The sequence below is a fragment of the Mycobacterium sp. IDUB_9 genome (genome assembly GCF_055419505.1).
In genome coordinates this window covers 55,637-68,399 of the sequence record NZ_JBVAXU010000008.1, presented here as the reverse complement: position 1 = coordinate 68,399, position 12,763 = coordinate 55,637, and the positions used below count along the sequence as shown (strand labels likewise).

Annotated in this window: 10 protein-coding genes and 1 pseudogene; 4 read left to right on the top strand and 7 right to left on the bottom strand. The window is 65.9% G+C overall.

Annotated features, from left to right (window positions below):
• The first annotated feature begins 15 nt into the window (after positions 1-15).
• On the top strand, positions 16-1,164 hold the full coding sequence (locus ACZY08_RS26405) for an FAD-dependent oxidoreductase (protein WP_463747567.1): 1,149 nt from the start codon (positions 16-18) through the stop codon (positions 1,162-1,164).
• A gap of 2 nt (positions 1,165-1,166) precedes the next feature.
• Here the strand turns inward: ACZY08_RS26405 and ACZY08_RS26400 are convergent, their stop codons facing one another.
• The 6 genes and pseudogenes from ACZY08_RS26400 to ACZY08_RS26375 form a co-directional block, all read right to left on the bottom strand.
• The gene (locus tag ACZY08_RS26400; protein WP_463747566.1) at positions 1,167-1,640 is read right to left on the bottom strand and encodes a transglycosylase family protein; all 474 of its coding nucleotides are present in this window, start codon (positions 1,638-1,640) and stop codon (positions 1,167-1,169) included.
• Between the two features lie 246 nt (positions 1,641-1,886).
• Positions 1,887-2,120 (bottom strand): annotated as a pseudogene (locus tag ACZY08_RS26395) (transglycosylase family protein); the annotation flags it as partial.
• 1,141 nt (positions 2,121-3,261) lie between these two features.
• On the bottom strand, positions 3,262-3,825 hold the full coding sequence (mobA, locus tag ACZY08_RS26390) for a molybdenum cofactor guanylyltransferase (RefSeq protein ID WP_463747565.1): 564 nt from the start codon (positions 3,823-3,825) through the stop codon (positions 3,262-3,264).
• 28 nt (positions 3,826-3,853) lie between these two features.
• Complete coding sequence (locus tag ACZY08_RS26385; RefSeq protein WP_463747564.1) at positions 3,854-4,936, bottom strand: 2-oxoacid:ferredoxin oxidoreductase subunit beta; 1,083 nt, start codon at positions 4,934-4,936, stop codon at positions 3,854-3,856.
• A complete protein-coding gene (locus tag ACZY08_RS26380) occupies positions 4,933-6,885 on the bottom strand; it encodes a 2-oxoacid:acceptor oxidoreductase subunit alpha (protein ID WP_463747563.1) in 1,953 nt (650 codons plus the stop codon). Before ACZY08_RS26380 ends, ACZY08_RS26385 begins: the two co-directional genes overlap by 4 nt.
• Positions 6,886-7,225: 340 nt before the next feature.
• Positions 7,226-8,050: a PfkB family carbohydrate kinase gene (locus ACZY08_RS26375; RefSeq protein WP_463747704.1), complete on the bottom strand. Its 825-nt coding sequence runs from the start codon at positions 8,048-8,050 to the stop codon at positions 7,226-7,228.
• A 256-nt stretch (positions 8,051-8,306) separates the two neighbouring features.
• On the opposite strand from ACZY08_RS26375, the gene ACZY08_RS26370 reads away from it, so the two are divergent.
• On the top strand, positions 8,307-8,492 hold the full coding sequence (locus tag ACZY08_RS26370) for a hypothetical protein (RefSeq protein WP_463747562.1): 186 nt from the start codon (positions 8,307-8,309) through the stop codon (positions 8,490-8,492).
• Between the two features lie 51 nt (positions 8,493-8,543).
• On the opposite strand, the gene ACZY08_RS26365 is transcribed toward ACZY08_RS26370, so the two are convergent.
• Positions 8,544-9,497, bottom strand: a complete 954-nt coding sequence (locus ACZY08_RS26365; protein ID WP_463747561.1) for a LysR family transcriptional regulator — start codon at positions 9,495-9,497, stop codon at positions 8,544-8,546.
• 118 nt (positions 9,498-9,615) lie between these two features.
• Here ACZY08_RS26365 and ACZY08_RS26360 point away from each other — a divergent pair, with 118 nt between their 5' ends.
• Together ACZY08_RS26360 and fdhD are read left to right on the top strand one after the other, a co-directional pair.
• Complete coding sequence (locus ACZY08_RS26360) at positions 9,616-11,928, top strand: FdhF/YdeP family oxidoreductase (RefSeq protein WP_463747560.1); 2,313 nt, start codon at positions 9,616-9,618, stop codon at positions 11,926-11,928.
• The gene (gene fdhD / locus ACZY08_RS26355; RefSeq protein ID WP_463747559.1) at positions 11,928-12,752 is read left to right on the top strand and encodes a formate dehydrogenase accessory sulfurtransferase FdhD; all 825 of its coding nucleotides are present in this window, start codon (positions 11,928-11,930) and stop codon (positions 12,750-12,752) included. The genes ACZY08_RS26360 and fdhD overlap by 1 nt, the downstream gene beginning before the upstream one ends.
• Positions 12,753-12,763 lie beyond the last annotated feature (11 nt).

The window sequence follows — 12,763 nt, the reverse complement described above, 5'->3', positions numbered from 1 at the left end:
GGCTAGATTTGACCGATGGCAGCGTCCGTCCTCGTCGTCGGTGCGGGTATCACCGGCTTGGCCACCGCAGTCGCATTGCAGCGGCAGGGGTTTGAGGTGTGCGTGGCAGAAGCGCGCGGCGATGTCACGCCCGGTGCGGGAATCAGCCTCTGGCCCAACGCGTTGGCCGCGCTCGACGAGATCGGCCTCGGCGACCAGGTGCGCGCTGCAGGCGGCCGGGTCACCGCAGGGGCACTGCGCCGGCCCGACGGCTCCTGGCTTCGCCGACCGGCGGCGCAACGGTTCACCCGGGCGCTGGGCGAACCGTTGGTGGTGATCAGGCGCGCGACGCTGACCGAGATCCTGACCCGAGCGCTGACTCCGGGGACCGTCCAGTGCGAGCTCACCGCCGAGCGCCTCGAGGTCGACGCCTCCGGCGTACGCGTCACGTTCTCCGACGGCTCGGTTCGCGAGGAGGCGGGCGTAGTCGGCGCGGACGGCGTCGACTCCGTGGTGGCCCGCCACCTGAACGGGCCGCTGCCCCGCCGCTACGCCGGCTACACCGCCTGGCGCGCGGTGGCCGCCTGCCCGCTCGATCCCGAACTGTCGGGCGAAACGCACGGCTCCGGGTTGCTGGTCGGGCATGTGCCGCTGGGCGCCGAGCACACATACTGGTTCGCCACCCAGCGCGCACCCCGCGGCCACGCGGCCTCCGATGGAGAGTTGGCCCACCTGAGAAGGACCTTCACGTCGTGGGCGGAGCCGCTCCCGACACTGCTCGCCACGACCGATCCCGATCAGGTACTGCGCAACGATCTCTACGACCGGGCCCCCGCCCGTTGCTGGGCCCGGGGGCCGGTGGTGATCGCCGGGGACGCCGCTCATCCGATGCGCCCGCATCTCGGCCAGGGCGGCTGCCAGGGGCTGGAGGATGCCGCCACACTGGCCGGCCTCGCGGTTCGGGAGCCGGATCTGCCGACTGCCTTCGCCCGATTCGCGGCCCTGCGCCGGAAGCGGGCCATGGCGATCGTGCGCGAGTCACAGTTCATCGGCCGGGTGGTGAACCTGCGTCCGGAGGTACTCAGCGCCGCGGCCACGCGGGCGTCCGTGTTGGTACCCGAGTTCGTATTGACACGGCACCTGGCCTCGATCGCAGCGCGCGGGGCCTTCACCCCGGTGCGCTGAGGTCAGTGCGGAACGCCGAAGGCACCCAGCGGGTCGAGGAAGGTCGTGCAGATCCGGCGTAGGTCGAAGATGCCCAGCACGGCACCCGGGCGCACCGTCTGGCAGCCCGTCGGGGCGGTGGGTGCCGCCCAGGCTGTCGGCATCCCACCGCGGGCGCCGCATTTCGGCCAGGCCCCGATGCCCTGGGTGGCCAGGACGTTCTCGGCGACCCTTATCTGCTCCTCGCGGGGGGCGAAGGCAGGCGATCCGATCCCGCCGTTCGAAGCCCAGGTGGCGGGCTTGAACTGAAGACCGCCGTAGTGACCGTTGCCGGTATCGGTCGACCAGTTGCCGCCCGACTCACAGTCGGCGATCGCATCCCAGTTCACCGTGTCGGCACCGGCGGTCGCCGTGCCCGTGAACAGTGGCATGAGCATGACGCCCGCCGACGCTGCGGTTATCCAGAAAACCCTGGTAAATGCCCTTCGTATGGTCATCTCACGGCCCTTCCCCGACCTTTGACACCAGGACCGCTGCAGATGCCGATCACGTTCGTGCAACTGTGCGGTCACTAATGGGTTCGTGTGACAAACGTCACGCGTTACAGAGGAGGCTGAAGTTTTTTACGAGGTTGCCGGGGCTGGAGTAACCGGAGAGCCGTCTGATGAAACAGAAGCGGTGCCGGGCTACTGCCCGGCACCGCCTCATATCAAGTATTTTTTTGTCGTGCTGGTGGCGCTGTATTAGCCGCGCTTGCCGCACACCGGCCACGCGCCGATGCCCTGGCTGTGCAGCACGTTCTCAGCGACGCGGATCTGCTCCGAGCGCGAGGCCTGATGCGGCGAACCGGAGCCGCCGTTGGCACGCCACGTGCCCATGTTGAACTGCAGGCCACCGTAGTAACCGTTACCGGTGTTGATCGCCCAGTTGCCACCCGACTCGCAGGCAGCGACGGCGTCCCAGTTAACGCTGTCCGCATTGGCGGTGCCGGCACCCAGTGCCACGGGAGCCACAGCGAGCGCTCCAGCAATGATGCCCAGGCCAAACGTCTTGCGGATGTTCTTCACTTCATTCCTCTCGCCAAGCGCGCGCCATCGACACCCGCCTAGGCGGGTGCGGCAGCCTGAATCCAGGCCGGAGGGGTTGGTTCGCGCCGTCTCGGTCAGGCACGAAAGGGAGGGCCACAGTGCCCGGCCCGGGATCAGACCCAGGCCCCCGCATCGGGCGTAATCGCCACCGCGGCCCCACTCACACGCAGGTTCTTGGTGTTGAAATTATTTGCTCCGTGTCGGAGACGCTTTGGACCGTACAAAGGTCTCGAAGAGAAGTCATCTCGATGTAGAAGCGATCGCGGAAAGATCACGGACAGATAACGGGACGACCAACGAATCGTTTACGCAGGTCAGCGCAGCGCTATCGCCGTTACCGTTTCGTGATCGGCGCAAACAAAACGTGAGCGAGATCACCCAATTATTGTGAACTGGCCCACTTGAATCAGTTGCAGCAAAACCACCGCGTATGGCCGTAGGGAACAGAAAGCGCAGGTAGATGCCACCGACGAGTGTCATCAAGCGTCACATCGCGCGAATTCGTTCGCTGCAGCACTCCCCGGTCCCGAAGTCGGCCCTGGCGCCAAACACACTGGAACACAGCACATATCACGCGCACAGCCAGTCCCGACCGAAGCCGGCCCGCACTCCACCCGACACCTCGGAGCACGGGCGCAACGACTGAACCCGTTGTGTCACAGACCTTTACGAGACACCGCCAGAAGCGTCAGCCTCCCTGGACAACACGGCCGCTCGGCGCGCGATCCCCCGATCGCCGCCAAAGCGCACGGTCAGAGTTGTCTTGTGCAGAATCAGGCACGCTCAGAGCAGTCGCCAGCGAATACCGCGCCTCATTCACACACCGCCTGCGACAGCGAATAATCCTGAGCCCCAGCAGCTTTCACAAATCACCGCGACAGCCTGAACGGTGACGTTTCCCGAATTCACCCGCCTTACACAGCTCCGAATATCGAGGAAATATCGACCAATTATTTCGAAACGATAAATTGCGCCCAGTTTCCGTGCGAATTCGTAATTTGCTGTACGCGCTTCGACCGAATTGCTCCGCTCAGGGCAGATCAGCCACGCTGTTGACATTGGTCAGTGCTCGCTGCGGTGACATCACGATCCGCTGGGTGTCGACGGACTCGGCCAGCGCGCGCATGCTGCGCCGTCCTTCGTGCACCAAGACGGCGATCTGGTCGGCGAGCGCGCTGCGGTAGACCCCCGCCAGGTAGTGAGCCCTGCCGTCCCAGGGCAACACGATATCGGCGGGTATCCGATCAGCGGCGGCGGCCAGGACATCGATCAGCTCGGAATCCAGATACGGCATGTCGACCGCGCAGACGAATGCGCGATCCAGGCCGGCCTCGGCGACGGCGCGCAGCCCGCGACCCGTCGCCACCAGCGGTCCGACACCGCGTACCTCGTCGCGCAACACCTCGGCGCTCAGTTCGGGCAGCGGCTGGCCGGGCGCCGCGATCACGAAAACCGGTGAACAGCGCCTGCTCACGGCGGCGACCACATGCTCGACCATCGTCGAACCGTCGAACGGCAGCGTCGCCTTGTCACGCCCCATACGGCGCGAAGCCCCGCCCGCCAGAACTACCGCGGCGAGCGGGGCTGTGCTCAAGTGCTGTTGGTCAGCGGGGTCGGTGCAACTACTCGACAGTCCAGGTGTCTTTGCCACGCAGCAAGGATTGCAGAGCCGCGGTGTCATGGGGCTTGGATTCGATGGCCGTGTTGACCTGCTGACGCGCGGCGTCGTCATACGTCGGCCGGCTGACCTTGCGGAAGATACCCATCACCATGTGATCGAGGTTCTGCTCGCTCAAGCGCGACAGTGCGAATGCGTAAGCGGGATCATCGATCTCGGCGTTGTGCACCACGATGTCGTCGGCGGCGACCTCGGCGGTCTTGGCAACCTCCAGGCCGTACCCGGACTTGACCACGCAGTACTCGCCATCGGCACCGAATGTGATCGGCTCACCGTGGCTCACGTTGATCAGCCGCTCCTCGGCGCCTTCCTTGCGCAGGGCGTCGAAGGATCCGTCGTTGAAGATCGGGCAATCCTGCATGATCTCCACCAGCGCGGCACCGCGGTGCTCGGCTGCGCCGCGCAGCACCTCGGACAGGCCCTTACGGTCGGAGTCCAGAGCGCGGCCGACGAACGTGGCCTCGGCGCCCAGAGCCAGCGACACCGGGTTGAACGGGTAGTCCAGCGAGCCCATCGGAGTCGACTTGGTGACCTTGCCGACCTCGGAGGTCGGCGAGTATTGGCCCTTGGTCAGGCCGTAGATCCGGTTGTTGAACAGCAGGATCGTGATGTTGATGTTGCGGCGGAGCGCGTGGATCAGGTGGTTACCACCGATCGACAGCGCATCACCGTCACCGGTGACGACCCACACCGACAGGTCCGGACGGGCCAGCGCCAGGCCTGTGGCGATAGTCGGGGCACGACCGTGGATCGAGTGGAAGCCGTAGGTCTCCAGGTAGTACGGGAACCGGCTGGAGCAGCCGATGCCGCTGATGAACGCGATGTTCTCGCGCTTGAGGCCCAACTCCGGCAGAAAGTTGCGGATGGTGTTGAGGATGACGTAGTCACCGCAACCCGGGCACCAGCGGACCTCCTGGTCGCTGGTGAAGTCCTTGCCCTTCTGCGGCTGGTCGGTGGTGGGCACCAGAGCGTTCTTGTTCATCGGGGCTTCGCTCAGCCCGAGATCGGCGCCGATCAGGTCAGTCATGCGTTCGCTCCCACAGCATTCGACTCAGTTGGTTCCTCGATGGTGGCCGCCGCCAACCTCGCGAACTTGGCCTTGTCCGCTTCCTTGTCGGCCAGTGTGCCGTCCAGGGCCGCGTCGATGATGCCTTCGACCTCGTCGGCGAGGAAGGCCATGCCTTCCACCTTCGTCACCGACTGGACGTCGACCAGGTACTTGCCGCGCAGCAGCATGGCCAGTTGACCGAGGTTCATCTCCGGCACCACCACCTTCGGGTAGCGGCGCAGCACCTCCCCGAGATTGGCCGGGAAGGGATTCAGGTGGCGCAGATGGGCCTGGGCCACCTTGATGCCCTTGCGCCGGGCGCGTCTGCACGCCTCGCCGATGGGGCCATAGCTGCTACCCCACCCCAGCATCAGCAGTTCCGCGTCGCCGGTGGGGTCGTCGATCTCCAGATCGGGCACCGTGATGCCGGCGATCTTCTCCTGGCGCAACCGCACCATGAGGTCGTGGTTCTTGGGCTCGTAGGAGATGTTGCCCGAACCGTTGGCGGCCTCAAGGCCACCGATCCGGTGCTCCAGACCCGGGGTGCCGGGCACCGCGAACTGCCGGGCCAGGGTCTCGGGGTCGCGGGCGTACGGCGCAAACGGCTCGCCGGACTTGGCGAACTTGTGGTCGATCGGCGGATAGGTGCTGATGTCCGGAATCTGCCAGGGCTCAGAGCCGTTGGCGACTGCACCGTCGGACAGGATGATGACCGGGGTGTGGTAGTCGATCGCAATGCGCGAGGCCTCCACGGCGATGTCGAAGCAGTCCGACGGCGACTTCGGGGCCAGGATCGCGACCGGCGACTCACCGTTACGGCCGAACAGCGCCTGCAGCAGGTCGGCCTGCTCGGTCTTGGTCGGCAGGCCCGTCGACGGGCCACCGCGCTGCACATCGACGATGAGCAACGGCAGTTCGGTCATCACGGCCAGGCCGATCGCCTCGGACTTGAGCGAGACACCGGGGCCCGAGGTGCTGGTGACACCCAGTGCACCGCCGTAGGAGGCGCCGATGGCCGCACCGATACCGGCGATCTCGTCCTCGGCCTGGAAAGTCAGGACGTTGAAGTTCTTGTGCTTGGACAGCTCGTGGAGGATGTCCGAAGCCGGGGTGATCGGGTAGGTGCCGAGCACCACCTGGATCTCGGCCAGGTGTCCGGCGGCGACGATGCCGTAGGCCAGTGCGGTGTTGCCCGAGATCTGACGGTATTCACCGGACTTCAGCTTGGCCGGCGACACCTCGTAGGTGGTGGCGAACGCCTCGGTGGTCTCGCCGTAGTTCCAGCCGGCCTTCAGCGCGAGGACGTTAGCCTCGGCCACATCGGGCTTGCGGGAGAACTTCTCGCGGATGAACCCCTCGCTGTGCTCGAGCTCGCGGCCGTACATCCACGACAGCAAGCCGAGGGCGAACATGTTCTTGGCGCGCTGGCCATCCTTCTTGGTGGCGCCGATCGCCTCGACGGCACCCAGGGTCAGCGTCGTCATCGCGACGGACGTCACCACATAGTCGGACAACGTGTCATCCTCTAGCGGATTGCTGTCGTATCCGACCTTGGCGAGGTTGCGCTTGGTGAACTCATCGGAGTTGGCGATGATCAGGCCGCCGCGCGGCAGATCCGAGACGTTGGCCTTGAGCGCGGCGGGATTCATCGCCACGAGCACGTCGGGGCGGTCACCGGCGGTGAGGATGTCGTAGTCGGCGATCTGGATCTGGAACGACGACACACCGGGCAGAGTGCCCTGTGGCGCGCGGATCTCGGCCGGGTAATTCGGCTGGGTCGCCAGGTCGTTGCCGAACAGTGCAGCTTCAGAAGTGAAGCGGTCACCGGTCAGCTGCATACCGTCGCCGGAGTCGCCGGCGAAGCGGATGACGACCTTCTCCAGCTTCTGCCGCGGCGCGGCGCCATTGCCGTTGCCGTTCTCACCCACGGCTACCGCCTTTCACACTGCTTTGACCACGTCTTTCCGGGCCGCTGTCGCGTGACGCGCCGCCGGATCGAACGTCCACCGAATTTTGATGTCACTACCAGTACCGATTATTGCACTGCTCTTAGGCTGGGCTTCACCGCGTTGCACCCCGACACGCGGGTGAGAACCTGACGAAGATGCAGTTCACCGACGTGAACAAGCCCCATTTGAGACAACACTGTGGTTTTCGTCACGTTTAGGAGAATGTCATTCTCTAAGGAAAAGGCTACCGGCCGGTAGCTCTCCGCTAGCACTGGCAAGCATAAACTTGACACCTGTCGAGTCTAACCCCGACGCGCACTCACTTCTGATCGGCCGTGCCGACATGCGCACGCTTGTCCAACTCCCGCGCCACGAGTGCGCTCGCCGCCTCCGCCGCGCGACGCGGATCATGGCCCGCCGCGCGGTGTGCCACATAGCAGGCGGTGAACATGTCCCCGGCCCCCGTGGTCTGGACATCCAGCACCCGCCAGGCAGCCGGTACACGTTGCACGGCACCGTCGACATAGATGTCGCATCCCTCCGAGCCGTACGTCACCAGGATCTCCGAGACGCCGAGTCGTTCCGCGGCCGACGCGTCGAAAGCGCCGTCGGCGACGATCACCGCCTCGTCCTCGGCGAGTTTGAGGATGTCTACGTTGACCAGTAGGTCGGCGGGAAAGTGGCGATCCTCGACCAGCGGCCCCAATCGGTCGGCCCGCACGAGGCCCTGCCCGTCGTAGGCGACGCGGTGACCACGGGCCCTGAGCGCTGCCAGCGTCGCGGCCGGGAAATCGGTACGCAACAACGGAGCCAGGTGCACCCATGTTGTCGCCGGATCGGCCACCTCGATGTCCGCGGCCGTCCACACCGGGCCGATCGCCTGCACACCCATATGCCGGTGGTCGGTGTCGTCGTAATCGAGACTGAACGAACTCGTCGCCGCCGAGGGCAGGATCTGCACCAGCGGCCCGAACCGTGCGCGAAGCCCGTCGAACAGAACGTGATCGCGTTCAGCACCCATCGCGACGATCCGGCCAGGTCCGCCCGCCGCCTGCAGGGCCACCCCGGCGAACGACGCACAACCCCCCGGACTGGGCGGCGCCCCGTTGATGACGTCGATCGCAAGATTGCCGAGCACGGTCACCCCGGGGGCTAGGTCTCGTGGCATGGATGAAGTCTCCCGCTCAGCGCAGCCTCCATGCTCCCCGGCCCCGCCCGATCTCCGACCCGAAATCGAAATGTGACCCATGTCACAACGGCAGGTATGGAATGCCGGGCGCCGAATACGCATTGGAAATCACATAGGCAACCGATGTGACGATGAAGGGTATTGCGCAATGCACATGGATTCGAGGGTCCAGCGTCTCCTCTGTACGGCCGGATTTGCGGCGGTAGCAGCCATGGCCGTAGTTGGTCTGAAAACGGCCCAGGTCGGCACGACACCCGAGATGTCCGTCCCAGCAGCCGAACCCACCATGCACTTCGGCGAGACCGTGACCCAGTCCGTACCGCCATCGACGCCCGACACACCCGCTGCCACGCCACCGGTCAAGGCCGAGCCGGCCCCGACAGCCGAGCCCGGATAAACCTGACCGACCATGCCCTCGGTGGCAAGGGAGTACGCGGTCTCTGACGATCTACATAATTTCGGCGCTCGCCTGCCCCGTCTCGCCCCACCAGCGGTCGATGCGTGCGCCGACGTCCACATCGGCGGCCACCTCGACGAGCGCGGCGGCCACGATCGACGCAGGCGCACGGTCGAGCACCACCAGTCCGATCGTCGGGCGCGGACCGTGCTGCACCATGGGCCTCGCAGTAAAGCCCGACGGCACCCCGAGCTGTGGCAGCCATGCGGTGGATGCGATGGTCGCGCGCGGCGAGTTCGTCAGGTGCGCATACAGCGCATCGACCGAGTCCGCCTCCACCACAGGGCGATAGCGCACCCCTTCAGCGGCCATGTTGGCATCGAGGATGCGCCGGTTACGCATCGTGGTGTTCAGCACGCAGAGTTCGAGCCCGGCCGCATCCGACCACGCGACCTCTCGGCGGCGCATCAGTGCATGGTCGGCCGGCGCCACCAGGACATAGCGCTCCCGGTACATCTCCACCGACCTGGTTCCGGGCGGAGCTTCGTCATCGAGATATGTCAACCCGGCGTCGATCTCGAAATCAGCGAGCCGCCGGGCTATCTCGCGTGATGACAATGCCTCGATACGCACCGACGCCGCGGGATTGCGGCGCAGGAATTCGGTGGTGATGAACGGGCCGGTGGGCACCGCTGTGGGTATTGCACCGATCCGGGCGGTGACAGTCAACCGGCCCCGCATGCGGTCGATATCGGCGAGCATGTCATCGCGTTCCGCAACGATCCGCTGGGCCCAGCTCACGACGCGCTGACCTTCTTCGGTAAATCCTTCGAAGCGATGGCCCCGCTGCACGATGACGATGCCCAACTCGCGCTCCAACCGGCGGATAGCCACCGACAGGGTCGGTTGACTCACGTGGCATCGCGTGGCTGCCCGGCCGAAGTGCCGCTCGGTCGCGAGTGCCAGCAGATAGTCGAGCTGCTGAAGTAGCACGTCACTTGCCATCGTCTCCCCCGCATCCGCCCAGTTCGATAGAAAGCATCTATCACTGCATGTGAAATATCGAATGTGGCCACCCGCCAAGCGGGGCCTCCCCCGGTTTTTCGGGGACTAGATTGGGTTCATGACCAGCGCCAAGGACATCGATGCCGATTACGACGAGCGCGCCGCGTTGATCACCGAACCCAAAGACGAGGCCGCCGGGGTCAAGGCCGTCATGGTGTCCATGCAGCGCGGGTTCGAGCAGATGGGGCCGCTGCGGACCGCTGCCGCGCTGGCCCGACTCAACCAGCGACACGGCTTCGACTGCCCGGGCTGCGCCTGGCCCGAGGAGCACGGTGGCCGCAAACTCGCCGAGTTCTGCGAGAACGGCGCCAAAGCCGTCGCCGAAGAAGCCACCAAACGTGTGGTGACACCCGAGTTCTTCGCGCGCCACAGCGTCGCCGAACTCGATTCCAAGCCCGAATACTGGCTGTCTCAACAGGGTCGGCTCACCCATCCGATGGTGTTGGCGCCGGACGAGGACCACTATCGGCCGATTTCCTGGGACGCCGCCTACCGGTTGATCGCCGAGCACCTCAATGCGCTGGCCTCCCCCGACGAGGCCCTCTTCTATACGTCCGGGCGCACCAGCAACGAAGCCGCGTTCCTCTATCAACTGCTGGTCAGAAGTTACGGCACCAACAACCTGCCGGACTGCTCCAACATGTGTCACGAGTCCTCGGGTGCCGCGCTGACCGAGTCGATCGGTATCGGGAAGGGCTCGGTCACCGTCGAGGATGTGACCGAGGCGGATCTGATCCTGATCGCCGGGCAGAATCCCGGCACCAACCATCCCCGCATGCTTTCGGTACTGGAGAAGGCGAAAGCCAAGGGCGCCAAGATTATTGCGGTCAACCCGCTGCCCGAGGCCGGCCTGATCCGGTTCAAGGATCCGCAGAAGGTAAACGGTGTCGTCGGGCACGGCGTCCCGATCGCGGACGAGTTCGTGCAGATCCGCATCGGTGGGGACATGGCGCTGTTCGCCGGGCTGGGCCGGTTGCTGCTGGAGGCCGACGAAAGGGCTGGAGCCGTGGCGCCCGTCTTGGACCACGAGTTCATCGCCGAGCACTGCGCCGGGTACGACGAGTACGCCACCCAGACCCGCGGCGTCGACCTCGACACCGTGACCGAAGCCAGCGGCGTGGACCGTGCTCAGCTGCAGCGAGTCGCCGACCTGCTGGCTGCCTCCCAGCGCACCGTCGTGTGTTGGGCCATGGGACTCACCCAGCATCATCATGCGGTGGCGACCATCGGTGAGGCCACCAACCTGCTGCTGCTGCGCGGCATGATCGGCAAGCCCGGTGCCGGGGTATGCCCGGTGCGCGGCCACTCCAATGTCCAGGGCGACCGGACCATGGGCATCTGGGAGAAGATGCCCGACGCGTTCCTGGATGCGCTCGACAAGCGATTCGGTATCACCAGCCCGCGCAGGCACGGCTACGACACCGTCGACGCCATTCGTGCCATGCGCGACGGCCGGGCCAGTGTGTTCATCGGGATGGGCGGCAACTTCGTGTCGGCCACCCCCGACACCGAGGTCACCGAGCGCGCGCTGCGCAGTTGCGCGCTGACCGTTCAGATTTCGACGAAGCTCAACCGCAGTCACCTGGTGCACGGTCGGACCGCACTGATTCTGCCGACCCTCGGCCGCACCGACCGCGACATCGTCGACGGACACAAGCAGCAGGTGTCGGTCGAGGATTCGATGTCGATGGTGCACCTGTCGCGCGGCAGCCTGCACCCGCCCAGCGATCAGCTGCGCAGCGAGGTCGGCATCGTCTGCGAGCTCGCCCGCGCCCTGCTGGGCCCGGACCATCCGGTGCCGTGGGAAACCTTCGCCGGCGACTACGACACCGTGCGCGACGCGATCGCCGCCGTGGTCCCCGGCTGCGCTGATTACAACACCAAGGTGCGCCGGCCCGACGGGTTCCAGCTCCCCCACCCGCCACGGGATTCCCGCGAATTCCCCACCACCACAGGCAAAGCCAACTTTGCAGTCAACCCCCTGCAGTGGGTGCCGGTGCCCGAGGGACGGCTCGTGCTGCAGACCCTGCGCAGCCACGATCAGTACAACACCACGATCTACGGCCTTGACGATCGCTACCGCGGTGTCAAGGGCGGACGGCGGGTGGTGTTCGTCAACCCCGTCGACATCGAGCGGTTGGGGTTCCAGGCAGGTGATCGCGTGGACCTGGTATCGGAATTCAGCGGCCAGGAACGCCGCGCCGACGACTTCCTGCTGGTGCCCTACTCCACGCCGGCAGGCAACGCCGCGGCGTACTACCCCGAGACCAATCCGCTGGTGCCGCTGGACCATACGGCCGCGAAGTCCAATACACCGGTGTCCAAAGCTGTCGTCATCCGGTTGCAGCGTCGCGGAACGGAAGCCCCCTGATGGGACGGGTGACCGCCCGCCGTCGCGCCCACCACGTCACCGGTGGGACGGCCGAGGCGCGGCCGGAAACCCTGGTGGTCGAGGAACCTCTGGAGATCCGGGTCGATGGCACACCCATCACCGTCACCATGCGCACCCCGGGCGCCGATGTCGAGTTGACGCAAGGGTTTCTGCTGACGGAGGGGCTGATCCGCCGGCGCGAGGATCTGGTATCGGTGCGCTACTGCCGGGGCGCCGACGAAGACGGGGTCAACACCTACAACGTGTTGGACGCGACCTTGGCCCCGGATGTTCCCAAGCCTGAGGTTGACGTGACCCGCAACTTCTACACCACCTCGTCATGCGGGGTGTGCGGCAAGGCGTCGCTTGAGGCGGTGCGATTGAGCAGCAAGCACTGCCCGGGCGATGACCCGTCCACGGTTCCCGCCGCGGTGCTCTCGGCGATGCCCGCGAAGCTGCGCGATGCCCAGAAGGTCTTCGCCAGCACCGGCGGCCTCCACGCGGCGGCGCTGTTCACCGTCGACGGCACCATGCTCGTCGTCCGCGAGGACATCGGCAGGCACAACGCCGTCGACAAGGTGATCGGCTGGGCACTGGAACACAAGAGGATTCCGTCAACTGCCACCGTGCTTCTGGTCAGCGGCCGGGCGTCGTTCGAGCTCACCCAGAAGGCCGTGATGGCGGGCATCCCGATCCTGGCGGCCGTCTCGGCGCCGTCCTCACTGGCCGTCGACCTGGCCAGCCAATCGGGGCTGACCCTGGTGGCGTTCCTGCGGGGCGACTCGATGAACGTCTACACCCGCCCCGATCGGGTCACCCGCTAACGCCGAGCAGA